This window comes from Kineococcus sp. AC630 (assembly GCF_979255925.1).
Map to the genome: position 1 here is coordinate 19,100 of NZ_CEEDMJ010000007.1, position 24,895 is coordinate 43,994.

The following is a 24,895-nucleotide window of genomic DNA, read 5'->3' on the forward strand; positions in this document are numbered from 1 at the left end:
AGTGACCGTCGGCATCACCAGCGACCGGCGGTCCTCGGACATGATCGCCACCTTCGAGCGCAAGGGCGCCCGGGTGGTGCACGCCCCGACCATGCGCATCGTCCCGCTGACCGAGGACGAGCAACTGCTCGCCGAGACCCGCGACGTCATCGCCGACCCGCCCGACGACCTCCTGGTCACCACGGGCATCGGGTTGCGCGGCTGGGTGGAGGCCGCCGACGCGGCCGGGCTGGCCGCCCCGCTGCTGGAGGTCTTCGGCCGGGCCCGCATCTTCGCGCGCGGCCCGAAGGCCACGGGGGTCATCCGCGCCAACGGCCTGCGCGAGGAGTGGTCGGCCGCCTCCGAGCAGACCGCGGAGGCCGTCGAACGCCTCGTGGCAGGCGGGGTCGAGGGCCGCTCCATCGTCGTGCAGCTGCACGGGGCGGCGGACCAGGACCAGTTGCAGCCGTTGCTCGACGCCGGTGCCCGGGTCCGCGGGGTGTCGGTGTACCGGTGGTTGCCCCCGGCCGACCCGGTCGCGGTGGAACGCCTCGTCGACCTGATCGCCGCCCGCCGCCTCGACGCGGTGACGTTCACCAGCGCGCCGGGGGCGGTGGCCCTGCTCGACGCCGCGCGGCGTCAGGGCCGTCTCGCCGACCTGGTGTCGGCGTGCGGCGAGGGGGTCGTCGCCTGCGCCGTCGGCGACGTGACGGCCGAACCGTTGCGGGGTGCGGGCATCGAACCGCTGATCCCGGACCGGTGGCGGCTGGGTGCGCTGTTGCGGACCCTCACGGCCCACCTCGCGCAGAACCCGCTGGACTGCGTGGCCACGGTCGGCGGGACGCTGAGGTTGCGGGCCCAGACCGCGGTGCTGGAGGACGAGGTGCTCGACCTGGCACCGGGTCCGCTGGCCGTGCTGCGCCGCCTCGCCGCCGCCCGCGGTGCGGTGCTGACGCGCGAGGACCTGCTCGCCGCCCTGCCCGGGGCGGGCGACGAACACGCCGTGGAGGTGACGGTCGCCCGGTTGCGCACGGCCCTGCCGGACGCGGCCCTGGTGCGGACCGTGGTCAAGCGCGGCTACCGCTTGGAGGTGGCATGACTCCCGGAACGAACCCCGGACCCGTCCTCGTCGCGTGCTCGCACGGCACCCGTTCCCTCGAGGGGAGGGCGGTCGTCGAGGGGTTGCGAGAGGCGGTCCGGGTGGCCCGGCCGGGACTGCGGGTCGTCGCCGCGCACGTGGACGTCCAGGAACCCGAACTGGGTGCCGTCGTGGCGGAACTGGTCGCGGACGGGGAACGCTGCACCGTCGTCCCGCTGCTGCTCTCCAGCGGCTACCACGTCCGGGTGGACATCGCGGAAGCGTTGCGGGACACAGACGGCCAAGCCGTCGCCGCTCCGGCCCTCGGTCCGGACGAGGTCATCACCGAGGCGCTGGTCGACCGGTTGGAGGAAGCCCTGGGAACTGCGGTGGAGGAGTTCGAGGGGGCGATCGTCCTGGCCGCGGCCGGATCCTCCGACGCCCGGGCGGTCGCCGACGTCGAGGCCGCGGTCGCCTCGTTGTCGGTGCGGACGGGACGTCGGGTGACGGCGGGGTTCCTCTCGGCGCAGGAACCGACGGTCGCCGCGGCCGTCGCCGCGGCGAGGGCCGCGGGGGCTCGATCGGTGGCGGTCGCCGGGTACCTGCTGGCTCCCGGGGTGTTCTCCGTGCGCCTGGCCGGGGCCGGGGCCGAGGTCGTCGCCGAACCCCTGGGGGTGCACCCCGCCCTGGTGGAGCTGGTGCTGGCCCGCTACGACGAGGCGACGACGTTGACGGGTTCCTGACCCGCGAGCAGGAGTTCCAGCTGCCGGCGCAGCAGGGCGACCATGCGGGGCCGGAACGCCGTCGAGTTCCCGCCGACGTGCGGGGTGACGACGACCCCCGGGAGCGACCAGAGTTCGTGGTCGCCCGGCAGCGGTTCCGGGTCGGTGACGTCGAGGGCCGCCAGCAGCCGGCCCGTGCGCAGTTCCCTGACGAGGGCCGCGGTGTCCACGACCGGGCCGCGGGCCACGTTCACCAGCAGCGCTCCGTCGGGCATGGCGGCGAGGAACTCCGGGCCGACGAGGCCCCTGGTCCGCGCGGTCAGCGGGCAGGCCAGGACGACGACGTCGTGCTCGGGCAGCAGCTGCGGGAGTTCGGAGTCCGCGTGGACCTCCACCCCGTCCTGGACCCGGGAGCGGGTACCGACGGCGGTCACCGCGCACTCGAAGGGGGCCAGGCGGGCGGCGACGGCGCGACCGACCCCGCCCCAGCCGAGCACGAGGACCCTGCGGTCGGCCAGCGAGGTGCGGCGGGAGGGTTTCCACTCGCCCCTCGCCATCGAGCGCACGTCCTCCCCCAGTCCCCGCAGCGCGAGGATCGCCAACCCCACGGCGAGTTCCGCGGTCGAGGTCTCGTGGACCCCGGTCGCGTTGCACAACCGCACCCCCGGAGGGAGCTGCTCCGCGACCCCGTCGAAGCCGATGGTCAGCAGCTGGACGACCTCGGTGCCCACCGGCAGCGTCGAGAGGTCGGGCGTCGCGACGTAGTCGGGGACGACGAGGCGCGGTGCGGGCTCCGGTGCGGGGGACGAACCGTCCCAGACGACGACCTCCACCCCGTCGACGGGACCGAGGGCCCTGACCCAGGACTCGGTGGGCAGGCTCACGACGACGGGTGCGGTGCTCACCCCGCGCACGCTACCCAGCCGTGCGGGCGGGCCGGACGCGGGTGACGATGGGCCGGTGCACAGCAGACGCGAAGCCCTCGCCGCCGGGAGCGCCCTGGCGCTGGGCCTGCTGGCCGGCTGCTCCGACGGCAGTGGGACACCGGCTCCTCCCAGCACGCCCACCACCTCCGACCCGCCCGCCCCCGCGCCGACGTCGAGCACCGCGCCGGCCGACGCGCTGGCGGCGGCGACGGGGCTGCCCGGTCAGCCGAGCGACATCGCGACGGGGTTGGACGTCCCGTGGGGTCTCGCGGTCCTGCCCGACGGCACGGCCCTGGTCACGTTGCGGGACGAGGCCCGCGTCGTCCAGATCGGCCCGGGGGTGCTCACCTCCCTCGGCACGGAGCAACCGGACGGCAAGGTCCCCGACGTGGTGCCCGACGGCGAGGGCGGGCTGCTCGGGATCGCCCTGTCCCCGCAGTTCGCGAGCGACGGGTTCGTCTACCTCTACCAGACCGCCCGCGCGGACAACCGCGTCGTGCGGTACACCCTCGCGCAGAACCGGCTGACGCAGGCCACACCGGTCCTCACCGGGATCCCGAAGAACTCCATTCACAACGGGGGCCGCATCGCCTTCGGACCGGACGGGATGCTCTACGTCGGAGCGGGAGACGCCCAGAACCGCCCCGCCGCCCAGGACGTGAACGCCCTCGGCGGGAAGATCCTGCGGATCCTGCCCGACGGCTCCATCCCCGCGGACAACCCCTTCCCGGGTTCGCGCACCTGGTCCTACGGACACCGCAACCCCCAGGGTTTCGGGTGGGACTCCACCGGGCGGCTCATCGCCTCCGAGTTCGGTCAGGACACCTGGGACGAGCTCAACGTCGTCCGCGGCGGCGGGAACTACGGCTGGCCCGAGGTCGAGGGTCCGGGTGACGGGGGCGGGCGGTTCGTCGCCCCGGTCCAGACCTGGGCGACCGACGACGCCTCCCCCAGCGGTGTCGCGGTGACCCCCGACGCGGTCTACGTCGCGGCGTTGAAGGGTCAGCGGTTGTGGCGCGTGCCGTTGAACCCCGACGGCCCGACCGGGACCCCCGACGCCTACCTCGAGGGAACCCTGGGGCGGCTGCGCACCGTCGAGGTCGGTCCGGACGGGTCGCTGTGGATCCTCACGTCCAACACGTTCCGCGGTGAACCCCGCGCGGGCGACGACCGGCTCGTCACGGTCCCGCTGGTCTGACCCGGAACCCGGCCGGGCAACGGGAACCCGTTCGCGGCGGCCCGGTGTGCTGAGCGTGGGATCGCCGGCGTGGTCTCCTGGCACCAGCGCTACCGGGCCGATCCGGCCCACACCTGGTTGCGTCGGGTCGTCCTCGGAATCCTCAGTCCGCCCGCAGTTCCGACGGGTGCAGGCTGACCCGCAGGACGGGGAACGAAGCCACCGTGGCGAGTGCCGCGGCCGCCAGGACCACGACGACGAGGCCACCGAGGGACCCCCAGGGGACACCGACCGCGGCGACGACCTCGCGGTAGGTCCCGTCGGCCTGCAGGTCCGACCACGTGACGGAGGTGCCGAACAGCCCGCGCGCCGCCACGATCCCCGCGGCCGTGGCCAGGACGACCGCCGGGACCAGGGCCAGCAGGTTCTCGCCGAGGACCGAACGCGCGATCGTGCCCCGCGGTACGCCGACGGCGTGCAGCCCGGCGAGGACGTGGCGGCGACCGAGGACGCCGTCGACGGTGCCCACGAGCAGACCCGCCGCGGCGATGACCGCCCCGAGGACGAGGGCGAGGTTCACCAGGTCGAAGGTGTCCGCGTAGAACGTCGTGCCGTAGTTCGCGGTCTCGGCCAGGAACCTCGCCCGGATCCCCTGGGTGAAGGCGGCCAGCAGCACGACGAGCAGGAGCGTCGAGTTGGCCCGGCTGGTGTGGCTCGGAGCGGACACCATCCGGCGGGCGGCCAGCAGGAGAGCCGGCCGTGCGGTGCGCCGCGCGATGAACTCCCCGACGAGCGAGGCCAGGGTCGTCGTCCCCATCAGGAGCCCTGCCAGGGTCAACCCGATCGGCACGAGGAACAGGGCGACGGCGAACTCCGACGCGAGCACCCGGTGCGGGACGAAGCGCAGCAGGCTGTCGAACGTCACCATCACCACCGTGCCCGCCACGAAGAGGATCGCCGGGACGATCCGACGGGGTTCCGGCGGCTGGGACCGGTCGACCCCGAACGGGGTGACCACGACCCGGCGCATCGCGAACGTCGCGAAGACCGCTGCCGCCAGGGGGATCGCGAGGACGAACACCAGGAGGACCGGCCACGGCGGGAGGACGTCGGTGGGGAAGGGCAGCGCCGCCCCGGTCACCGTCTCGACGGTGGTGCTGTCGCCGTCGACGGTGGTCACGTCGTACGTGGCGGTGATCGGAGCGTCGAGCAGGACGCGGAGCACGAAGAACAGACCGAGCCCGGCGACGGTCCCGAGCACGGCCGACAACCCCGTCTCCACCACCGCGACGCGGACGACGTCCCCCGGCGTCGCCCCCTGCAACCGCAGCGCGGCCAGCCGGCGGTCCCGCCCCGGCGCACCGATCCGGGAACACTGCCCCACGAAACCCAGGACGGGCAGGCACAACAGCACCAGCGCGGTGACGACCCCGACGTGCAGCCCCGGTTGGTTCAGGACCTCGGAGGTGTAGGGCCCGTCGCCCGGCCCGCTGACCGCGACGCTCGCCGCCGCGCTCAGGGCCACGGTGGCCACGGCGGAACCCGTTGCGGTGAGGGCGATCCGGGTCCGGTCGGCGCGACCGCCGGAGACCGCCAGCCGGAGCAGGGTGGTGAACCGCGCGCTGCCGTCGGCGTGGAGCAGCGGGACGGTCGTCGTCGTCGCGGTCACCGGCCGGCCTCGATCAACCCGTCGCGCACGACGACCTCGCGGTCGGCGTAGGCCGCGATGCGGGCGTCGTGGGTGACCAGCAGCACCGTCGTCCCCACCTCGCGCACCGCCCGGGTCACCTGGATCATCACCTGTTCCCCCGCGAGGCTGTCGAGGGCACCCGTCGGTTCGTCGGCGAACAGGACGTCGGGGCGGGTCACCAGCGAACGCGCCGCGGCGACCCGCTGCGCCTGCCCGCCGGAGAGTTCCCCGGGTCGGCGTCCCGCGAGTTCCGCCACGTCGAAGCGGGCCAGCCAGTCCGTCGCCGTGGCGATCGCCGACCGTCGCCGGATGCCCGACAGCAGCAACGGCATCGCCACGTTCTCGGCCGCGGTGAGCTCCGCGACCAGGTGACCGAACTGGAACAGGACCCCGAACCTGCTGCGCCGCAACCGGGAACGCTTCCCCTCCCCCGCGTCGTCGATCCGTCGCCCCCCGAGGGCGACGGATCCGGCGTCGGGGACCTCGATGCCCGCGAGGCAGTGCAGCAACGTCGACTTCCCCGAACCCGAGGGTCCGGTGATGGCGACGACCTCGCCCCGGCGGGCGGCGAAGTCGACGCCCCGCAGGGCCGGGGTGTTGCGGTAGGACTTCACCAGACCCTGAGCACTCAGGTGTGGTTCCACGACGTGACCTCCTCGGTCAGGACGGCCGTGCGGGCCATGGCGTTCTCGATCCAGAGCAGGTCGGCGTTGAGGTGTTCCAGGGCGTAGTCGACGGCCAGCAGTTCCGCGATCGCCACACCGGGTTCGGTCTTGGCCCGGGTGTAGTCCCGCATCCGCTGCAGGTGCGCTGCTCGCTGGCGGCGCAGGTAGTCCTGCGCCGCAGGCTCCCCCGCCGTGAGCACCGCGACCGTGAGCTTCACCGCCAACGGGTTGGCGACGAACGGAGCCGGTGGTTCGACCTCGTCGAGCCACCGGCGGAGTTCCTCCCGACCCTCGGGGGTCAACCCGTAGGCCGTCCGGTCCGGTCCACCGTCCCGTTCCGGTTCCCCCTGGACGACGAGACCGTCGCGGGAGAGCCGGCCCAACGTGGCGTACACCTGAGCGCTGGCCAGGGGCCGGGCGGCCGGGAACTGCTGGTCGTACCGACGTTTCAGGTCGTACCCGTGGCGTTCCCCGGGTACGAGCAACCCGAGGAGCGCGTGGCCGACCGTCACGGGGCCACTATGCACCACGTGACTAGTCGACGGAAGCGATCACCCGAAAGCCGTGTCGTAGAGGGCCTGCAGTTCCGGGGAGGCCGGACCGCTCAGACCGCAACCGGTCAGCCGGCCGCCGTCGGCGCTGAGCAGGTAGTCGGTTCCCGCCGCGAACGGAGCCGGACCGTCCTCGGACGACTGGTCCCCCACCTGCTCGACCCGCACCTCCTCGGAGACGGAACCCCGGTACCGGTGGGTGACCTGGAGGGTGACCTCACCCCCCGAGACCGCCACGGCCCGGGCCGCGAACGCGGTGTCCCGGTCGATGAGCAGGTCGGGGCTCAGGACCGCGCAGGAGGCGGTGGGGTCGGTGACGGCGGCGGTCAGCCGGGTCACGGAGGGGTCGTCCCGGCCCACGACCCCGAGGACCACGACCCCGAGGACCACGACCCCGAGGACCACGACGGTGGCCGCCACCACCCCCACCCCCGCGCCGAGGAGGATGCGGGTGCGTCCGCGGGGCCGGGCCGCGCGTCGTCGCGGCGTCTCGGTGGTCATCGTGTTCTCCGCCTTCGCTCGGACGTGGTGGGTCGACAGGGGCGTCAGGTCCCGGGCCGGGTCGACCTCCTGGAGCAGAGCGCGCAGTTCGTCGTCGGTCACGGTTCCTCACCCCCCTCCACCCCGTTCCTGTCCGGCACGCCCGGAGTTCTTGCACCCTCGCTCAGCCGGGCCCGCAACCGCGCCTTCGCCCGGTGCAGCCGGACCGTCGCGGCGTTGACGCTCACCCCGAGGACCACGGCGATCTCGCGGGGGGCGAGCTCGTCCCACGCCCACAACCGCAGGAGTTCGGCGTCGCGGTCCGTCAGTTCCCCGAGGGCGACGGTGACGATGTCGACGGCGCCTTCCGCGCTCGCATCGGCGCCGGGCGCGTCACGGCCCGGTGCGGCGCCGGGCGGGTCGAGGTGCAGGATCCGCTGGAGCAGCCCGAGGCGGCGACGCTCCGAGCGTCGGGCGTTGGCCAGGCAGTTCCGCGTCACCCCGAGGGCCCACGCCACCGGGGCGTCGACGGGAACCTCGTCCAGGCGCCGCCAGCAGACCAGCAACGTCTCGCTCAGCACGTCCTCGGCGCTCGAGGCGTCGGTGCGCCGGGCGAGGTAGCGGCGCACGGGCTCCAGCACGTCGTCCAGCAGCACCGCGAAGCGGTCCTCGGCGTCGGCGTGCACGGTGGTCCCCACACTCCCTCGTGTCCGGCGCCCGGCGCGCTCTTACCGTAGGACGCGGCGAGGTCTCCTCGGGATCCACAACGGGACCGTCCGTCGGTACCCGGCGTACTCCGCGCCGAAGCGCTGTGCGAGGAACCTCTCCTCGGAGGGGCGGATCGCGAGCTGCCACAGCAGCGCCCCGGCGGGCGGCACGAGGTAGTACAGCGGCCGGCCCAGCAGGAGCGCGACACCGACGGTCTGACCCACCCCGCAGATCGCCATCGGGTTCCGCACCCACCGGTAGGGCCCCTCGACGACGAGCCGCGCGGCGGCGTCGAAGGGGACCGGGGTCCCCTCCCCCCGCGCCATCGCGACCGCGCACCGGATCCCGGCGGCGCTGGCGGCCACCAGCACGACGACACCGAGCACGCGGCCACCGGGCAGCAGGTGACGCTCGATCCCCAGGAGGAGTTCCACGAACCGCAGGACGACCGGCAGCGCCACGAGGGCGAGGAACCAGACGACCAGCATCCAGCCGAACGTCTTGGCGAGGTGACGACGGGGCGAGGCCGGTCGCGACACCCGGTAGAGCCTCACCGGACCCCCCGCGGGACGGAGCGCAACGCGACCGCGCTGGCGAGGGTGGCCAGGGTCATCGCGACGGCACCGAGCGCCCCCTCGCCCGCGGCGAGCACGTGGCCGAACGTCAGGACGGTGCTGTACCCCACCGCTCCCGTGGTGATCCCCGCCACCGCGACGGCCGAGGGGTGGCCGGTCACGATCAGCCGCGCGGCGAGGAGGGAGGCGAGTCCGAACGCCACGTCGGGGACGAGGAACGACTGCAGGACCTGACGCTCCCCGAGTTCGAAGAGCGCCCGGAACTCCGGCCACACCGCCAGCGCCACCCACCACGCGGGCACCGCGAGGCCCTGCAGCGCGAACCAGGCGGCTGCCGGTCGGGGCGGGATCACCCGACCATCATCACCTCCCGCGCGACGTCGCGACCGTCCCGGGGAACGCCTCCACCCGCTCGGTCCAGGACGTCGGCCACCGCTCCCGATCCTCCGGCCTCCCGTCGCCACCGCGGGTCGAGGTGCGGACCGCCCCGGTCCCACCCTCCGCGGCCGTGCCAGGCTGGCGGGGTGTTCGACCAGCTCAACGCCTTCGTCACCGCCCACGCGGGGGCCCCGTGGGTGCTCGTGGTCGTCCTGGCGCTGTCGGCGCTCGACGCGTTCCTGCCCCCGCTACCCAGTGAATCCGTCGTCATCGGCCTGGCCGCCATCGCCGCCGACACCGGTCACCCGAGCCGCGTGGCGCTCTTCGTCTGCGCCATGGTCGGGGCGTTCCTCGGCGACAACCTCACGTACACGATCGGGCGGCACTCCCCCCTGCGCGGCTGGATCGCCGGCCACCGCCGCCTCGAGCACGCCTTCACCCGCGCCGCCCGGGAACTGCAGAAGCGGGGGGCGTTCGCGATCCTCGCCGCCCGCTACGTGCCGGTCGGGCGGATCGCCGTGAACCTGACGGCGGGCGCGGTGCAGTTCCCCCGCCGCCGGTTCCTGGGGCTCAGCGCCCTCGCCGCCTGCACGTGGGCCGCGTACTCGATCGCGATCGGTTCGCTGGCCGGGCAGTGGATCGAGTCCACCCCCCTGGTCGGGGCGTTGCTGGGCATCGTCATCGCCCTCGTCCTGGGCTTCCTCGTCGATGCGGTGCTGCAACGCGTCGTCCGTCTCCGCCAGGCATGACCCGGGGGAACCGCCGCCTCGCGCTCGCCGCCGCGGCCACCGTCCTGCTCGCGGGCTGCACGACGCCACCCTCGGAGCCCGCTCCGACCACGCAGCCCAGCACGAAGCCCGCCGTCACGAGTTCCCCGTCACCGACTGACCCGGGGTTCGCGGCCCTGGAGCAGGAGTTCGGGGCCAGGCTCGGGGTCTTCGCCCTCGACACGGGCACCGGCCGGACGCTGGAACACCGCGCCGACGAACGGTTCGCCGTCGCCTCCACCTACAAGGCCCTCGCGGCCGCCGCGGTGCTCGACTCCGGCTCCGACCTCGACCGGGTGGTGACCTACTCCGCGGCGGACCTCGTCGCGTACTCGCCCGTCACCGGAGACCACGTCGGAACCGGGATGACCCTGGGTGACCTCGCGGAGGCGGCCATCACGGTCAGCGACAACACGGCGGGGAACCTGCTGCTCGACGAACTCGGCGGGCCGGCGGGTCTCGAGCGGGACCTGCGGGCCCTGGGCGACGACGTCACGCAGGCCGACCGCGAGGAGCCGGGGGTCAACGACGTGCGCCCCGGCGACGACCGGGACACCACCTCACCGCGGGCGTTCGGGCGGGACCTGCAGGCCTACGCGCTGGGCGACGCCCTTGCCCCGGACGACCGCGCACAGCTCGCGGAGTGGTTGCAGCGCACCACGACCGGCGACGACCAGATACGTGCCGGGGTTCCCGCGGGATGGGTCGTCGGCGACAAGACCGGCCACGCGGGCGTGTACGGCAACCAGAACGACGTCGCGGTGCTCTGGCCCGCCGACGGCAGGGCCCCGTGGGTCCTCGTGGTGTTCTCCGACCGCCCCGAACCCGACGCCGAGTCCGACGACGCGCTCATCGCGCGCGCCGCCGGACTCGTCGTCACGGGGTGGAACTGAACTCAGCCGACGCGTTCCAGCACGAGTTCGCGGATCCGGGCAGCGTCCGCCTTGCCCTTCATCTCCTTCATGACCTGGCCGATGAGGGCCCCGGCGGCCTGCGCCTTGCCGCCGCGGATCTTCTCGACGACGTCGGGGTTCGCGGCGACGACCTTGTCCACGGCCGCGTTCAGCGCCCCGTCGTCCTGCACCACGATCAGCCCGCGCCGCTCGACGACCTCGGCCACCGACCCCTCACCGGCGAGGACACCCTCGAGGGCCTGACGGGCCAGCCCGTCGGTGAGCTTCCCGTCCTCGAGCAGCTTCGCCAGTTCGGCGACGTCGGCGGGGGTGACGGTCAGGTCGGCGAGGGCGACCCCGTCGACGTTGGCGCGACGGGCCAGTTCCCCGGACCACCACTTGCGGGCCGCGGCGGGCGAGGCGCCCGCGGCGACGGTCGCCTCGACGATGTCGACGGCGCCCGCGTTGACGAGGTCGCGGAACTCCAGGTCGGAGAAACCCCACTCGGCGTGCAGCCGCTTGCGACGCTCCGCCGGCGGCTCCGGCAGGGACGCCCGCAGTTCCTCCACCCACGCCCGGTCCGGGACGATGGGGACGAGGTCGGGTTCCGGGAAGTACCGGTAGTCCTCGGCGTCGGACTTCTCCCGGCCCGAGGTGGTCACCCCGGTGTCCTCGTGCCAGTGCCGGGTCTCCTGCACGACCTTCGCGCCGGAGCGCAGCACGGCGGCGTGGCGTGAGACCTCGTAGCGCACGGCCCGTTCGATGGACCGCAGCGAGTTGACGTTCTTCGTCTCCGACCGCGTCCCCAGCGGGGAGGTCGGGGTCGGACGCAGGGACAGGTTGACGTCCGCGCGGACCGACCCCTGTTCCATCTTCGCGTCGGACACGCCGAGGGCCCGCAGCAGGTCGCGCAGCACCGCGACGTAGGCCCGGGCCACGTCGGGAACCCGGTCACCGGCGCCCTCGAGGGGGCGCGTCACGATCTCGATGAGCGGGATCCCGGCGCGGTTGTAGTCGACCAGGGAGTAGTCGGCACCGTGGATGCGGCCGGTGGAACCCCCGACGTGCAGGGACTTCCCGGTGTCCTCCTCCATGTGGGCGCGCTCGATGAGCACCCGGTAGGTGAAGGCGGGTTTCGTCCCGTCCTCGCTCGCCGGGACGTCGACGTCGAGGTACCCGTCGAAGGCGATCGGCTCGTCGAACTGCGACGTCTGGAAGTTCTTCGGCATGTCCGGGTAGAAGTAGTTCTTCCGGGCGAACCGGCAGCGCTCCGCGATGGAGCAGTTCAGCGCGAGGCCGATCCGGATCGCCGACTCCAGCGCCTTGGCGTTCAGCACCGGCATCGCCCCGGGCAGCCCGAGGGACGTCGGGTCGACCTGGGTGTTGGGCTCGGCGCCGAACGCGGTGGGCGCCCCGGAGAACATCTTCGTCGCGGTGTTCAGCTCGACGTGAACCTCGAGCCCGAGGACGGGGTCGAACTCCCCGATCGCCTCGTCGTAGTCGACCAGTTCGACGCTCACGCCGAGACCCCCTGCCACGTCGGAACCTTCGCGAGCAACGGCCCGCCCCACTTGTCGTTCAACCGCGCCTCCAGCGCGGCCCCCACCCGGTACAACCGGTCGTCGGCCTGCTGGGGGGCCAGGATCTGCAACCCGACCGGCAACCCGTCGGACAGGCCGGCCGGGAGCGACATCCCCGGGATCCCGGCGAGGTTCGCCGGGATCGTCGCGACGTCGCCGGCGTACATGGCCAGCGGGTCGTCGAGCTTCTCGCCCAGCCGGTACGCCACCGTGGGCGCGGTCGGCGAGACGAGCACGTCGACGGAACCGAAGGCGGTGTCGAAGTCGCGCTGCACCAGGGTGCGGACCTTCTGCGCGCTGCCGTAGTAGGCGTCGTAGTAGCCGGCGGAGAGGGCGTAGGTGCCGAGGATGATGCGGCGCTTGGCCTCCTCGCCGAACCCGGCGGCGCGGGTGGCGCGCATGACGGCCTCGGCCGTGACGTGCTCGCCCTCGGGGACGACCCGCAGGCCGTAGCGCATCCCGTCGAACTTGGCGAGGTTGCTCGACGCCTCGCTCGGCAGGATCAGGTAGTACGCGGCGAGGGCGTGCACGATGTTCGGCAGGCTGAGCTCGACGACCTCCGCACCCGCGGCGCGCAGTTCGTCGAGGGACTCGTCGAAGCGGGCCTGGACCCCGGCCTCGTAGCCCTCACCGGAGAGTTCCTTCACGACCCCGATCCGCACGCCGGTGAGGTCGCCGGTGGCGCCGAGCCGGGCCGCGCCGACGACGTCCGGCACCGCGGACGGGATCGACGTGGAGTCGTAGGGGTCGTGGCCGGCGATGACGGCGTGCAGCAGCGCGGTGTCCATGACCGTGCGCGCGCACGGGCCGGCCTGGTCCAGCGAACTGGCCAGCGCGATGAGGCCGTAGCGCGAGACCGCGCCGTAGGTCGGCTTGACGCCGACGGTGCCGGTGAGGGCCGCGGGCTGGCGGATCGAGCCCCCCGTGTCCGAACCGACGGTCAGCGGGGCCTCGAAGGCCGCGAGCGCCGCCGCGGAGCCGCCGCCGGACCCACCGGGGATGCGGGTCGGGTCCCAGGGGTTGCGGGTGTCGCCGTAGGCGGAGTGCTCGGTCGTCGAGCCCATCGCGAACTCGTCCATGTTGGTCTTGCCGAGGACGACGAGGCCGGCGGCGTGCAGTTCGCGGACGACGGTGGCGTCGTAGGGCGGGACCCACCCCTCGAGCATGCGGGACCCGGCGGTGGTCGGCAGACCCTTGGTGGTCAGGACGTCCTTGACCCCGACGGGGACCCCGGCCAGCGGGCCGAGGTCGGCGCCGGCGGCGCGGTCGGCGTCGATCTGGCGGGCGCGGGCCAGCGCGCCCTCGTGGTCGACGTGCAGGAACGCGTGGACCCCGCTGTCGTTGACCCCGGACGTGGGTCCGTCGACGGCGTCGATGCGGTCGAGGTGGGCCCGGGTGACCTCCTCGGCGGAGACGACCTTGCTGCGCAGCCCCTCGGCGAGCCGGACGGCGTCCCACTGCACGAGCTCGTTGACGCTCACGCTTCCTCCCCCAGGATCTGCGGGACGCGGAACCGGCCGTCCTCGCTGGCGGGGGCGCCCGCGAGCGCCTCCTCCGCGGTGATGCCGGGACGGACCACGTCGGGTCGGGTCACGTTGACCAGGGGCACGGGGTGCGAGGTGGCGGGGACGTCGTCGGTCACCACGGACGACACCTGGGCGACGGCATCGAGGACGGCGTCGAGCTGGCCCGCCATGCGGTCCAGCTCCTCGTCGGTCATGTCGATGCGCGCCAGGCGCGCGAGGTGCTCGACCTCGGAACGGGAGATAGCGGACACGATCGGTGAGTCTATGCGGGGAGCGCGTCGGACTCCCGTGAGCGGTCGGCGAGCCAGGTGCGGAACGCGGCGGGGGCCAGGGGACGGCTGTGCAGGTAGCCCTGGGTCTCGTCGGCGCCGAGGTCGCGCAGCACGCCGAGGGCCTCGAGGTCCTCGACGCCTTCGGCGATGACCCGCAGGCCCAGGCGGTGGGCCAGGGCGACGGTCCCCTCGACGATGGCGGCGGTGCGGGGTTCGGTGGTGATGCGCAGGGTGAAGGCCCGGTCGAGCTTGAGCTCGCTGGCCGGCAGGTCGGTGAGGTAGGCCAGCGAGGAGTAGCCGGTGCCGTAGTCGTCGATGCTGAGCGAGATGCCGCGGGCGACGAGGCTCTCGGTGACCTGCACGGCGAGGTCGGGGTCGTCCATGAGGGTCGTCTCGGTGATCTCGAGGACGAGGCGGGTGGGGTCGAGCCCGGTGCGCCGCAGGACGGCGTCGACGGTGGGCAACAGGTCGGGCGAGGCGAGCGAGCCGGCGGAGAGGTTGACGGAGACGCGCAGCGGCACGCCGTCGACCTCCCAGTCGGCGACCTCGCGGGCGGCCCGCTCCAGCAGGTGCGCCGTGAGGTCGTCCATGAGGTCGTTCTCCTCGGCCAGGTCGAGGAAGCGGTCGGGGCTGAGGAACCCTCGTGCAGGGTGCTGCCAGCGGACGAGGGCCTCGACGCCCACCACCCGGCCGGTCCGCACCTCGAGCTGGGGCTGGTAGTGCAGGAGGAGCTCCGCCTCGGCGCGGGACGGGTCCTCGAGGGCCGTGCGGAGGTCGCCGATCAGGCTGAGGCGGTCGCGGGCACGGGCCTCGAGTTCGCCGTCGTAGCAGGCGATCCCGCGCTGGCCGGTCTTGGCCAGGACCAGCGCGGCGCCGGCGCGGTGCACGAGGTCGGCCGTCCCGGGGTCCCCGGCGGCGGTGGTGGCCACCCCGATGCTGGCGCTGATGCGGGTGCCCAGTCGCCCGGGGGTGGGCAGCTCGCGCACGACCCGTTCGAGGCGCGCGGCCAGGCGGAGCGCCACGGCCTCGTCGGCGTGCGCGAGCAGGACCGCGAAGGTGTCGCCGGCGCTGCGGGCGACGAGCGCCGTCGGCGGAGCGGCGGCGCGGACGGCCTCGGCGAGGGTGACGAGCAGCTGGTCCCCGTCGTGGTGACCGAGGCGTTCGTTGACCAGGCCGAAGTCGTCGACGTCCACCTTGAGCAGGGCTGCGCCCGATCCGCCGTGCGCGAGTTCCTCGACCTGGTCGACGAGGGCCCGTCGGTTCCCGACCCCGGTGAGGTCGTCGGTGCGGGCCTCCACGCGGGCCCGGGCGAGTTCGGAGAGCTGGCCGAGGTGACGGGCCAGGCAGATCGCGCTGCCGAGGGCGGCGAGGGAGCCCCAGAGGATCGCCGTCGGGGTGAGGTCGTGCACGCAGGCGAGCGCGACGACGCAGAAGGCCGTGACGAGGACGAGCATCGCGCCGCCCGCGGAGACCTCGGCGTTGACGATCACCCGGGTCGGTGTGCGGGCCCGCAGGACCGCGGCGCCCATGACGAGGACCCCGGTGGCGCCCGCGGCCTGGACGGCGGTGAACCCGGCGCCACCTTCGACGGCGACGAAGCCGTCGACGAGGGCGTAGGCCAGCAGGGACCCCCCGAGCGACCAGATGCGCACGTCGCGGGCCAGCCCGGCGGTGCGGGCGACGACGAGCGTGGTCCCGAGCAGGACGAGCAGGATCCCGACGGTGAGCAGCCACACCTGCACCTGCCACCAGGCCCAGTCGCCGAAGTCGGCGGGCAGGTGCGGGAGCAGCAGGTTCCCCGCAGCGACGACGACGAGCACGGCGCTGCCCGAGGTGAGCGCCTGCCCCCCGGCCAGGACGTGGCGGACCTGGGAGTTCCAGTGGAACAGCCCGTGCATGATGAGCGGCCCGGCCACGAAGGTGCCGAGACCGAGGGGGATGCCGGTCCAGAACCCGCGACCGTCCAGGACGCCGACGGCGAGGTCGGCGGTGGCGGTCAGGAGGAGCACGACGCCGGCGGCGCTGAAGGCACGCCACGTGGTCGGCGACATGCCCCGGTCGAACCCCGGGTCCCGCCGCCGACGGTGCAGCAACAGCGTCCCGGTGAGCATGGCGAGCAGGAGGAAGGCGCTGATCAGCCGACCGTCGAGGTGACGCGAGGCCCGGTCGGCCAGCAGGCCCGCCCCGCCGACGACGAACGTCGCGAGCAGTGCGTTACCGGGAAGTCGGTTCACAGTCCCACCTATCGGTGCGCCCGGTGGAACCGTCAACCCCGATGATCGTTGTGTGACCCAGGTCACCAACGATCGCGGGTCACCGTCCCCGATCGACGAGGCGCGAGAGCACGATGACGGAGTCGGTGGCGGAGATGTTCGCCTCGTCCCGGACCCGCTCCAGGGCCTGCTCGAGGTGCTGGACGTCGCGGGCCAGGACGTGGATCAACGCGTCGGCGGGGCCGGTGACGGTGTAGGCGCCGACGATCTCGGGGATCCCCTGCCAGGCCCGACGCAGCTCCGCCGGGGAGACGGTGCCGTGGCAGCGGACCTCGACGAAGGCCTCGGTCCGCCAGCCGAGCGCGGCCGGGTCGACGACGGCGGTGAAGGAGGCGATGACGCCGTCGGCGACGAGGCGGTCGACGCGGCGCTTCGCGGCCGGGGCGGAGAGGCCGACCCGCGCGCCGAGGTCGTTGAAGGTCGCCCGGCCGTCCCGGGCGAGCAGGACGAGGAGCTCACGGTCGACGTCGTCGAGGTCGCGCAACGCATCTCCAGTCCTGCCGCACCATACGCAAGGATCCTGCGCGTCGACGCAGCGGATCGGTCTTGAGCTGCGTCGTGGTGGATCCTAGCGTTGACGTGGTGACCGCATCGGTGACCGAGACCTCCCGCGCCGACCGCGTGGCCCGCCCCCGCCACTTCGTGATGTGCCGCCCGACGCACTTCACGGTCTCCTACGAGATCAACCCGTGGATGGACACCACGCAGGCCGTCGACGCCGACGTGGCGCTGGCCCAGTGGGAGGAGCTCAAGGCGACCCACGAACGGCTCGGCCACACCGTCGACGTCGTCCCCGGCGTCCCCGGGCTGCCCGACATGGTCTACGCCGCCAACGGGGCGCTGCTCACCGCCGAGGGCAACGTCGGGGTCCGCTTCACCCACGCCGAACGCGCCGGCGAGGCCGAGGCGTACGCGAGCTGGCTCGAGGAGAACGGCTTCGGTCCGGTGCACCGCCCCGTCGAGACCAACGAGGGCGAGGGCGACCTGCTCGTCGTCGGCGACCACCTGCTCGCCGGGTTCGGGTTCCGCACCGCCCTGGCCGCGCACGCGGAACTGGCCCGCGTCCTCGGTCGTGAGGTCACCTCGCTGGAACTCGTCGACCCGCGGTTCTACCACCTCGACACCGCGCTCACCGTCCTCGACGACGACCCCGCACACCCCGACGTCGCCTACTTCCCGGGCGCCTTCTCCCCCGCCGCCCAGGCCGTCCTCCAGCAGCTGTTCCCGGACGCGCTGCTCACCGACGAGGAGACCGCCGCGGTGCTGGGGATGAACGCGGTCAGCGACGGCCTCCACGTCGTGCTCTCCCCCCGCGCGCAGCGCTACGCCGACCTGCTGGCGGACCGCGGCTACCAGCCGGTGCCCGTCGACCTCTCGGAGCTGCTCAAGGGTGGCGGGGGCGCCAAGTGCTGCACGCTCGTCGTGCGTCGCTGAACCGGGACCGAGGATCCCAGCGCCACGATCCCTCCACGCCCGGTCGTGGAGGGTGGTCTGGTACCCGTCGGGGTCCGCGAAGGTGAACGTGCTCCTGCGGAACCTCGAACGCGACGGCTTCGTGACCCGCCCCCGACGAGGCGCCCGTCGGGAAGGTCCTCCCGACCCCGGCTCATCCCCCGCGGTCGACGCAGCCGCGACCGGGCGACCGCGACGGTGCGCGGCATGGAAATCAGGATGCTGTTCGGCATGACCCAGGCCGAGGCCGCGAACGTGTTCCGGAGCCCGAGGAACACGACCCGTTCCCCGCGAGGGCGGTTCCCGCGACACGTGAGGCGCGACCGCAGCAGGTCAGGCCGTGCACCCGGGTCCCTCCTCAGCCGCTGCTCAGCGCTCAACGGCCCGCGCCAGGGGCCCAGGTGGTGCCCGCTCGCCACGACCGCCGACGCCGCCTCAACGAGCCCCGAACCAGCCGGCTCGAGTCGGCACCTCCACGGAGAGCCAGTCACGAACGAGGGGCAGGTCATCGACATCCCTCAACGCGTCGTCCAGAGAGTTCAGCGTCAACTGCGCCGTCTCGGCGGCCAGTTCAGCCAAGTGCCCGCCCGCCACCGCCAAGCGCCGCTCGAGTCGATCGAAGTGGTTCAGTCGCACGCTCTCGAACCGCTTGTTGCCGAAGAACTTCAATCCGAGGTCCTCGTCACCATCGTCCCGGTAGGGCGCCGTCGACACCAGGTCGTAGACCGGTGAGAGTGTCGCCCTGCGGCGATCTCCGTAGATCAGGGACCAGTTCTTGAGGTGCGCATCGCCGTTCCCGACGACCACGTTGAAGGTGATCCGGCGGACGAACTCGTTCAAGGCGGAGCGGTCGTGTCCCCGGTAGGCCAGAGCCGCAACGGTGACGAAGTCTCCGTCGTACTTGGCATCGGGGTAGAAGTCGCGGACCTGTGCGAAGTCTTCGATGTGGATCGGCTGCCGGTCTGGTCCACGATCGAATCGCCGGACGGCGTAGGCGAGATCCTCTCCTCCTGGCCAGGCGACATCCGGCAACGAGGGCAGGTCGTCCTTGCGGAAGAGGCGGTGCTCGGGAACGTCCATCCCGCATCGCGCAGCCCACGACATCATGGCCGCCTCGTTCGAGGGCACACCGGGATGGACCGCATCGGGCAGCTTGACGATCCAGTCACCTCCCTCACCGTGAGCAGGAAGAGTGAGCCGGTCCCCGACCTGCAGCAGGGAGAACTTGAGACCGACCCCGGCGAGGGAGAACCGCACACGCTCCGTCCTCTCCGGTGTCTCCGGAGCAGCCGGCGCGACACCGGCCTCGAGAGGAGGGATCTCGCCTCGGTCAGGCAGCACCTGCACAGCCCCTGGCAGATCGTGGCCGACCTGGGCCAAGAGCTCCATCTCACGATCGGCAGCGACTCTCCGATCCTCGGCTATCCACTGACGCAACCGCCCCTCCGGGAGGAGGTTCGAAAACCACGCGGGGACTCTCAGCGCAGCGCTCCGTTGCCGCCAGGGATCGTCTTCGAACTGCAGACCGAGCACGGATCGATCGGTGGATCGCCAGTAGTCGTTGTCCATCACGAACCGCGTGAAGTCACCCCACTGGTGGAGCACACCGACGGGACGACCGTGCAAGACGACCGTGTGGCGCCGCTCAAGCAGGGTCAACAGTTCCACCCGCCGTCGAGGGCGTGACACGATCCGGTTCGAGGAGATCGTCGCGGAGCTCGACGTCGTCATCGAGATCGAACTCAGCCAAGGGAGGGGTGGTGTCGAAGTCCACGCCACTCCGCCGGGTCACGAAGTCGGTCAACAACGATGTGAGCTCCTCTTCCCGGAGGCGGAGGAACCCGTCGACGTCTTGACGGGCCAGAGCGTCGGACGCGGCCGACGAAACCGCGTGGGAGGCCAGAACCATCTCGACGTCTGCAGTCTCGACCCAACCCAGCAGCTCGTTGCCGGCGAGGACGAGTTCGGCGTCGACGTCGTCGACGGGTTGGATGATCCGGTTCGCCGACGAAGCGGTCAGATCTGCGGGCACACGTCGACGGGGGATGATCTCCAGCGTGAGGACGGCGGCGGTCTCGCTGTCGTCCAGCGAACTCGAGAGATCGTCCAAGGTCAACGCGGCGCCCGTCGAGAGGGCACGCGGGGCGCGCTCCCAGAGCGCACACAGGAGAACCCTCGTCGAGGCGACGTTCGTCCGGAAGTTCGCCGTCGAGGGCAGTGGGAGCGCCTCGACACGTTCCACGCTGTCCAGGAGACGCTGCACGGAACCCGATTCGTCATCGGCGTGGATCATCGTGCACGACTGTCGCATCGCGCCCGTGGTGCTGCCTTTGAAGAGTTGGGGACCACGAAGAGCGGCACGCCAGAACCAGCGGACCAGCAGCTCCAGGTTGCGAGGGTGCGGATCGGGGAAGAGCGCGAAGTAGCGCGTGAGAACCACGAGGAGGTACCGGTAGGGCAGGAACGAGAAGTGAGGCACCCCGGCCTGCGACTGCAGGAAGGACGTCACGGCCAACATGGCGTCCAGACCGCGCTGGTAGGCGTCCTGCTGACTCTCGTGTCCCCACGGCAGCTCGTCGTCGACTCCTTCTCGACGGACGAATTCGCGGTTGACATCGCGCGTGACGTTCGGTCCACGGCGAGCCAGCAGAGCACGCAGAACCGTGTCGTCGTCGATCCGGCCGAACGTGGTGTTGGCGTCGATCTGCTCAGCGACCTGGCCGATGGTGAGGGCTTCTCCACTCTCACCCTCGCGGGGGGAGTAGAGAGCCGAGAACACTTCGGCGCGCCGCAAGCGCTTGCCGGCGTTGTTCATCCGGTCGAAGATCTCGCGGAGGACCTGCTCGTCACGTTCCTCCACGACGGAGGCCGGCAGTTCGAACTCGCGCAGTCGAACGTTCACGTCGTTCAACTCTTCAACCGATTCTGCTGCACCCGGATGCGCTTGGACCCAGGACAACAGACGCCGCAGATCGAAGAGCGTCGGTAGCGGAACCGCAAGCCCCGGGCCGTTCTCGACGTGGCGCACGATGGCACCGTGGTAGAGGGAGTAGTCGAGACGGAACCTCTCATCCAGCGCATACGCCTCGGGACTCACCGCGTTGACCAGGCTGGTGACCCGTTGCTGGCCGTCCACCACCCACAAGGCCTCGCGAGCAGGAGCCGCGGGAACGTTCAACGCACCGATGCGAGTCTCGGGCGCGGCAACGTCGCGCTTCCAGAGCAGAACCGATCCCACGGGGAAGCCCCGCAACACGCTGTCGAAGAGCCGAACGACATCTCGTCCGCTCCAGCGAAAATCTCGCTGGAACTGAGGGACTCGAACCTGTCCACCCCCGACCAGACGGACCAGATCAGCCATCCTGAAGGTCGTGGCGCTCGGCTGCCGGAACAGCGACGGTTGATCGATGGTCATGCGGGCGCACCTCCGTCGGCTTCGGGGTCAGGTGACCTTACCGCGTCGGGCCCACCCTCGAGCAGGGCGACGAAACCCTCCTCGTCGAGGACCCGGACCTTCAACTGCTCGGCCTTGTCGGCCTTCGTCCCCGCGGCCTCCCCGACGACGACGTAGTCCGTCTTCTTCGAGACCCCGCTGGAGGCCTTGCCGCCGCGCGACAGGATCGCCTCCTTCGCCTCGTCGCGGGAGAACCCGGTCAACGAACCGGTGACGACGATCGACAACCCCTCCAGCACCCGCGGGGTCGTCTCGTCGCGTTCGTCCGCCATCCGCACCCCGGCCTCGCGCCACTTGCGGACCACGTCGCGGTGCCAGTCGATCGCCAGCCACTCGACCACCGCGTCCGCGATCGTGGGGCCGACACCCTCGGCGGAGGCGATGTCCTCGGAGCTCGCCTCCTCGATCGCGGTCATCGACGCGAACCGGTCGGCCAGCGCACGGGCGGCGGTGGGGCCGACGTGGCGGATGGACAACCCGACGAGGACCCGCCACAGCGGTTGTGACTTGCGCTCGTCGAGGTTCCTCAGCAGGCGCTTCCCGTTGGCGGAGAGCGCACCCGCCTTCGTCGTGAACAGCGGGACGCGGATCAGGTCGTCCTCGGTGAGGGTGAAGAGGTCGCCCTCGTCGGTGATGACCCCGGCCTCCAGCAACGCCGTCGCGGCCTTGTCGCCGAGGGCCTCGACGTCGAAGGACCCCCGACCGGCGAGGTGGAAGACGCGTTCGCGCAGCTGCGCCGGGCAGCTGCGGGAGTTGGGGCAGCGGATGTCGACGTCGTCGGCCTTCTGGTGGGCCAGTTCCGTCCCGCACTCGGGGCAGTGCGTCGGCATCGCGAACTCGCGTTCGTCACCGGTCCGGGACTCGACGACCGGGCCGAGGACCTCGGGGATGACGTCACCCGCCTTGCGGACCACCACGGTGTCACCGATGAGGACGCCCTTGCGCTTGACCTCGTCGGCGTTGTGCAGGGTCGCCATGCCGACCGTCGACCCCGCCACCAGGACGGGTTCGAGCACCGCGAACGGGGTGACCCGCCCGGTGCGACCCACGTTGACCTGGATGTCGCGCAGGAGCGTCGTGACCTCCTCGGGCGGGTACTTGTAGGCGATGGCCCACCGCGGTGCGCGCGAGGTCGACCCCAGCCTGCGCTGCAGGGGGACCTGGTCGACCTTGACGACGACCCCGTCGATCTCGTGCTCGACGTCGTGGCGGTGCTCGCCGTAGTACCGGACGTAGTCCGCGACCTCGGGCAGGGTGTCCACGACCCTGACCCGCGGGGACGTCGGCAGCCCCCAGGCGGCGAGCTTCTCGTAGGCCCCGGACTGCGAGTCGTTCTCCATCCCGCGGCGGGCGCCGATGCCGTGCACCAGCATCCGCAGCGGACGCGTCGCGGTCACCCGGGGGTCCTTCTGCCGCAACGACCCCGCGGCGGCGTTGCGCGGGTTCGCGAACGGGGGCTTCCCGGCCTCGACGAGCCCCGCGTTGATGGCCGCGAAACCCTCGAGGTGGAAGAACACCTCCCCGCGGACCTCGAGGAACTCCGGGACGCCCTCCCCGCGGAGGCGGTGCGGGATGTCGCTGATCGTGCGGACGTTGAAGGTCACGTCCTCCCCCGTCCGACCGTCGCCGCGGGTGACGCCGCGGACGAGGCGGCCGTCCTCGTAGACGAGGTCGATGGCGAGGCCGTCGATCTTCGGTTCGCAGAGGTAGCGGGCCCCCGTGCCGACCTCCTTCTCCACCCGGGCCGCCCACGAGGAGAGCTCGTCGGTGGAGAAGGCGTTGTCGAGGCTGAGCATCCGCTCGGGGTGGTCGACGGCGGTGAACTCCGTGGAGAAGGTCCCCCCGACGGTCTGGGTTGGGGAGTCGGGGGTCCGCAGCTGCGGGTGCTCGTCCTCGAGCGCGCGCAGCTCCTTCTCCAGCTCGTCGTACTGCCCGTCGCTCAGCGGCGAGGAGTTGCGCACGTAGTAGGAGAAGCGCGCACCCTCGATCCGGGCGACGAGCTCCTCCCAGCGGTGCCTCGCAGCGGGCGGGACCAGACCGTCGTCGTTCACGGGAGCCATCCTGCCGCGCAGGTCCGACACGTGCCCGCGAGCGGGTCAGGGCCGACTGGTCAGGGCCGGGGCGTCGCGGTCGGCCGCCGCAGGACCACGAACTCCAGGTCGTCGCGGCGGGGCCGGCCGAACCGTTCGTCGCCGTAGGGGAACGGGCGCCGCTCACCGGTCGCGACGAACCCGAGCCGTTCGTACCAGGCGATGAGGTCCCCGCGCTGGGCGATGACGGTCATCTCCAGCGCGGGCGTTCCCCAGCGCCGCACCGCCTCCGCGTCGGCGTGGGCCAGCAGCCGGGCACCGATGCCCCCGCCCTGGATCGCGGGGTCGACCGCGAAGGTCCCGAAGTAGCCGAGCTCCCCGACCCGTCGCAGTTCACAGCAGCCGACGGTCCGGCCGGCGCGTTCGGCCAGCAGCAGGGTCGCGTCGGGCGCCGCGAGCACGGCGGCGATCCCGGCCTCGTCGGTCCGGCGGCCGTCCAGCAGGTCCGCCTCGGTCGTCCAGCCGGCCCGGCTGGAGTCCCCCCGGTAGGCCGACTCGACGAGGGCCACGACGTCGGCCACGTCGGCGGGTTCCGCCTCGCGGAAGGTCAGGTCAGTCACCGGAGGCCTCCGCCATCGCCCCGGCCGCCTCGCGCAGCCGCGTCAGCAGTCCCCGCACGGCCGCGGGGTCCGTCTGCGACAACCCCTCGGCCGGGGTCACGACGACGTCGGCCAACCCGGTCGCGGGCAACCCGATCCGTCGCCACGGCACCCGCACCACGTCGACGAGCGCGGCGACCGCCGGGGCGGTCCCGGTCACGGGCAGGATCCCCGCCCACAGCCGCAGCCCGTCCTCGATCCCGGCCGCGACCGACTCCCAGCCCGCCACGCCGAGGTCGCGGACGTCGAGCGCGAGGCCGGCCGCCCCCGCCTCCCGGACCAGCGCCCAGGGCGCGTCCTCGGCCCGCAGCCGGACGACGGGCTCGGCGCCCGCGTCACGGACGGCGGTCAGGACGTCGCGCAACCCGTCGCGCACGAGCGAGCGGTCCACGGAGCGCAACGTCCCGTACCCGGACTGGGTCGGGACCCGGCCCTCGAGGACGGCGGCGAGGGAGGGTTCCTCCACGTGCACCACGACCTGGGCGCCGGGGACGAGGCGCCGCACGTCGCCGACGTGGACCCTCAGCCCCTCGGCCAGCGAGGCGATCACGTCGCGCCGGGCGCCGTGGTCGGAGACGGCGCGCTCACCGCGGTGCAGCTCGACCGCGGCCAGCAGCGACCACGGCCCCACGACGGCGAGCGCCAGCGGGCCGCTCCAGCCGTCGGCGGCCTCGGCGAGCTCGTCGAGGTCGGCCCGCAGGAACGACGCCGCCCGCCCGGCGTCGCGGCCGGGGGCGTCGACGAAGCGCCACCCCGCGGGTTGCAGGTCCACGTGCAGGTCCACCAGCAGCGACGCCGTGCGTCCCAGCGCGTCCGCCCCGGGTCCCCGGGCCGGCAGCTGCGGCAGGTGCGGGACGTGCGGGGGTTCGCCGAGCTCACCGAAGACGGTCCGCGCGGCCTCGCGCGGGTCCTCCCCCGGCATGGATCCGACGGCGGCGGCCGTTCCTGGTGCGTTCTCCGACACGTCCTCTGACACGTCGTGACCGTAGCGCGGCGGGGGCGGGTCCCCCGAAGGGAGGATGCGACGAGCACCGCTCGGCCGGTGGCGCCGAGGTCGCCG

Annotated in this window: 24 protein-coding genes and 1 pseudogene; 7 read left to right on the forward strand and 18 right to left on the reverse strand. The window is 72.7% G+C overall.

The window, feature by feature from the left end:
• Positions 1-40: 40 nt before the first annotated feature.
• Positions 41-1,078, forward strand: coding sequence for a uroporphyrinogen-III synthase (locus AC0I8G_RS09060; RefSeq protein ID WP_471729762.1), 1,038 nt, complete (start codon positions 41-43; stop codon positions 1,076-1,078).
• Positions 1,075-1,800, forward strand: coding sequence for a sirohydrochlorin chelatase (locus tag AC0I8G_RS09065; protein WP_471729616.1), 726 nt, complete (start codon positions 1,075-1,077; stop codon positions 1,798-1,800). The genes AC0I8G_RS09060 and AC0I8G_RS09065 overlap by 4 nt, the downstream gene beginning before the upstream one ends.
• Here the strand turns inward: AC0I8G_RS09065 and AC0I8G_RS09070 are convergent.
• Positions 1,767-2,684, reverse strand: a complete 918-nt coding sequence (locus tag AC0I8G_RS09070) for a 2-hydroxyacid dehydrogenase (protein ID WP_471729617.1) — start codon at positions 2,682-2,684, stop codon at positions 1,767-1,769. The two genes, AC0I8G_RS09065 and AC0I8G_RS09070, sit on opposite strands and share 34 nt — an antisense overlap.
• A gap of 55 nt (positions 2,685-2,739) precedes the next feature.
• Here AC0I8G_RS09070 and AC0I8G_RS09075 point away from each other — a divergent pair, with 55 nt between their 5' ends.
• Positions 2,740-3,903 (forward strand): PQQ-dependent sugar dehydrogenase, encoded by a 1,164-nt coding sequence (locus tag AC0I8G_RS09075; protein ID WP_471729618.1) that lies wholly within the window; start codon positions 2,740-2,742, stop codon positions 3,901-3,903.
• Between the two features lie 142 nt (positions 3,904-4,045).
• Here AC0I8G_RS09075 and AC0I8G_RS09080 read toward each other — a convergent pair whose 3' ends face one another.
• Genes AC0I8G_RS09080 through AC0I8G_RS09110 form a run of 7 tightly spaced genes read right to left on the reverse strand, consistent with a single transcriptional unit; the run spans position 4,046 to position 8,904 of the window.
• Complete coding sequence (locus tag AC0I8G_RS09080; protein ID WP_471729619.1) at positions 4,046-5,551, reverse strand: FtsX-like permease family protein; 1,506 nt, start codon at positions 5,549-5,551, stop codon at positions 4,046-4,048.
• Positions 5,548-6,216, reverse strand: coding sequence for an ABC transporter ATP-binding protein (locus tag AC0I8G_RS09085; RefSeq protein ID WP_471729620.1), 669 nt, complete (start codon positions 6,214-6,216; stop codon positions 5,548-5,550). Before AC0I8G_RS09085 ends, AC0I8G_RS09080 begins: the two co-directional genes overlap by 4 nt.
• Positions 6,201-6,749, reverse strand: coding sequence for a PadR family transcriptional regulator (locus tag AC0I8G_RS09090; protein ID WP_471729621.1), 549 nt, complete (start codon positions 6,747-6,749; stop codon positions 6,201-6,203). Before AC0I8G_RS09090 ends, AC0I8G_RS09085 begins: the two co-directional genes overlap by 16 nt.
• 39 nt (positions 6,750-6,788) lie before the next feature.
• Positions 6,789-7,391, reverse strand: a complete 603-nt coding sequence (locus AC0I8G_RS09095; protein WP_471729622.1) for a hypothetical protein — start codon at positions 7,389-7,391, stop codon at positions 6,789-6,791.
• Positions 7,388-7,966: an RNA polymerase sigma factor gene (locus tag AC0I8G_RS09100; RefSeq protein WP_471729623.1), complete on the reverse strand. Its 579-nt coding sequence runs from the start codon at positions 7,964-7,966 to the stop codon at positions 7,388-7,390. The genes AC0I8G_RS09095 and AC0I8G_RS09100 overlap by 4 nt, the downstream gene beginning before the upstream one ends.
• Before the next feature lie 30 nt (positions 7,967-7,996).
• The gene (locus AC0I8G_RS09105; RefSeq protein WP_471729624.1) at positions 7,997-8,515 is read right to left on the reverse strand and encodes a methyltransferase family protein; all 519 of its coding nucleotides are present in this window, start codon (positions 8,513-8,515) and stop codon (positions 7,997-7,999) included.
• A gap of 11 nt (positions 8,516-8,526) precedes the next feature.
• A complete protein-coding gene (locus tag AC0I8G_RS09110; protein ID WP_471729625.1) occupies positions 8,527-8,904 on the reverse strand; it encodes a hypothetical protein in 378 nt (125 codons plus the stop codon).
• 171 nt (positions 8,905-9,075) lie between these two features.
• Here AC0I8G_RS09110 and AC0I8G_RS09115 point away from each other — a divergent pair, with 171 nt between their 5' ends.
• Both AC0I8G_RS09115 and bla read left to right on the forward strand, forming a co-directional pair.
• Positions 9,076-9,678 carry a DedA family protein gene (locus AC0I8G_RS09115; RefSeq protein ID WP_471729626.1) on the forward strand — a complete coding sequence of 201 codons (603 nt, stop codon included), beginning with the start codon at positions 9,076-9,078 and terminating at the stop codon, positions 9,676-9,678.
• A complete protein-coding gene (gene bla / locus AC0I8G_RS09120; protein ID WP_471729627.1) occupies positions 9,675-10,589 on the forward strand; it encodes a class A beta-lactamase in 915 nt (304 codons plus the stop codon). The genes AC0I8G_RS09115 and bla overlap by 4 nt, the downstream gene beginning before the upstream one ends.
• A 2-nt stretch (positions 10,590-10,591) precedes the next feature.
• Here bla and gatB read toward each other — a convergent pair whose 3' ends face one another.
• The 5 genes from gatB to AC0I8G_RS09145 form a co-directional block, all read right to left on the reverse strand.
• On the reverse strand, positions 10,592-12,109 hold the full coding sequence (gatB, locus tag AC0I8G_RS09125; RefSeq protein ID WP_471729628.1) for an Asp-tRNA(Asn)/Glu-tRNA(Gln) amidotransferase subunit GatB: 1,518 nt from the start codon (positions 12,107-12,109) through the stop codon (positions 10,592-10,594).
• Positions 12,106-13,650, reverse strand: a complete 1,545-nt coding sequence (gatA, locus tag AC0I8G_RS09130) for an Asp-tRNA(Asn)/Glu-tRNA(Gln) amidotransferase subunit GatA (RefSeq protein ID WP_471729629.1) — start codon at positions 13,648-13,650, stop codon at positions 12,106-12,108. The genes gatB and gatA overlap by 4 nt, the downstream gene beginning before the upstream one ends.
• Positions 13,647-13,946, reverse strand: coding sequence for an Asp-tRNA(Asn)/Glu-tRNA(Gln) amidotransferase subunit GatC (gatC, locus tag AC0I8G_RS09135; protein WP_380259811.1), 300 nt, complete (start codon positions 13,944-13,946; stop codon positions 13,647-13,649). Before gatC ends, gatA begins: the two co-directional genes overlap by 4 nt.
• An 11-nt stretch (positions 13,947-13,957) precedes the next feature.
• Entirely contained in the window at positions 13,958-16,201 is a 2,244-nt protein-coding gene (locus AC0I8G_RS09140; protein WP_471729630.1) for a putative bifunctional diguanylate cyclase/phosphodiesterase, read from the reverse strand.
• Positions 16,202-16,280: 79 nt separating this feature from the next.
• The gene (locus AC0I8G_RS09145) at positions 16,281-16,724 is read right to left on the reverse strand and encodes an Lrp/AsnC family transcriptional regulator (RefSeq protein ID WP_328292182.1); all 444 of its coding nucleotides are present in this window, start codon (positions 16,722-16,724) and stop codon (positions 16,281-16,283) included.
• A 98-nt stretch (positions 16,725-16,822) separates the two neighbouring features.
• On the opposite strand from AC0I8G_RS09145, the gene ddaH reads away from it, so the two are divergent.
• On the forward strand, positions 16,823-17,674 hold the full coding sequence (gene ddaH / locus AC0I8G_RS09150; protein WP_471729631.1) for a dimethylargininase: 852 nt from the start codon (positions 16,823-16,825) through the stop codon (positions 17,672-17,674).
• Positions 17,675-17,756: 82 nt separating this feature from the next.
• Positions 17,757-17,986, forward strand: a pseudogene (locus AC0I8G_RS09155) (MarR family transcriptional regulator); the annotation flags it as partial.
• A gap of 141 nt (positions 17,987-18,127) precedes the next feature.
• Here the strand turns inward: AC0I8G_RS09155 and AC0I8G_RS09160 are convergent.
• Genes AC0I8G_RS09160 through AC0I8G_RS09180 form a run of 5 tightly spaced genes read right to left on the reverse strand, consistent with a single transcriptional unit; the run spans position 18,128 to position 24,811 of the window.
• Complete coding sequence (locus AC0I8G_RS09160; protein ID WP_471729632.1) at positions 18,128-19,360, reverse strand: type II toxin-antitoxin system HipA family toxin; 1,233 nt, start codon at positions 19,358-19,360, stop codon at positions 18,128-18,130.
• Positions 19,338-21,107 carry a DUF262 domain-containing protein gene (locus tag AC0I8G_RS09165; RefSeq protein ID WP_471729633.1) on the reverse strand — a complete coding sequence of 590 codons (1,770 nt, stop codon included), beginning with the start codon at positions 21,105-21,107 and terminating at the stop codon, positions 19,338-19,340. The genes AC0I8G_RS09160 and AC0I8G_RS09165 overlap by 23 nt, the downstream gene beginning before the upstream one ends.
• Entirely contained in the window at positions 21,104-23,206 is a 2,103-nt protein-coding gene (gene ligA / locus AC0I8G_RS09170; RefSeq protein WP_471729634.1) for an NAD-dependent DNA ligase LigA, read from the reverse strand. The genes AC0I8G_RS09165 and ligA overlap by 4 nt, the downstream gene beginning before the upstream one ends.
• Positions 23,207-23,256: 50 nt before the next feature.
• Positions 23,257-23,796 (reverse strand): GNAT family N-acetyltransferase, encoded by a 540-nt coding sequence (locus AC0I8G_RS09175; protein ID WP_471729635.1) that lies wholly within the window; start codon positions 23,794-23,796, stop codon positions 23,257-23,259.
• Positions 23,789-24,811, reverse strand: a complete 1,023-nt coding sequence (locus AC0I8G_RS09180; RefSeq protein ID WP_471729636.1) for a uroporphyrinogen decarboxylase/cobalamine-independent methonine synthase family protein — start codon at positions 24,809-24,811, stop codon at positions 23,789-23,791. Before AC0I8G_RS09180 ends, AC0I8G_RS09175 begins: the two co-directional genes overlap by 8 nt.
• Positions 24,812-24,895: the final 84 nt, after the last annotated feature.

What these genes read in the sequence shown, in the direction of transcription:
- ligA (WP_471729634.1), bottom strand. Translation starts at nt 23,206, where the DNA reads ATGGCTCCCGTGAACGACGACGGTCTGGTCCCGCCCGCTGCGAGGCAC.
- AC0I8G_RS09165 (WP_471729633.1), bottom strand. Translation starts at nt 21,107, where the DNA reads ATGACCATCGATCAACCGTCGCTGTTCCGGCAGCCGAGCGCCACGACC.
- AC0I8G_RS09065 (WP_471729616.1), top strand. Translation starts at nt 1,075, where the DNA reads ATGACTCCCGGAACGAACCCCGGACCCGTCCTCGTCGCGTGCTCGCAC.
- AC0I8G_RS09060 (WP_471729762.1), top strand. Translation starts at nt 41, where the DNA reads ATGATCGCCACCTTCGAGCGCAAGGGCGCCCGGGTGGTGCACGCCCCG.
- bla (WP_471729627.1), top strand. Translation starts at nt 9,675, where the DNA reads ATGACCCGGGGGAACCGCCGCCTCGCGCTCGCCGCCGCGGCCACCGTC.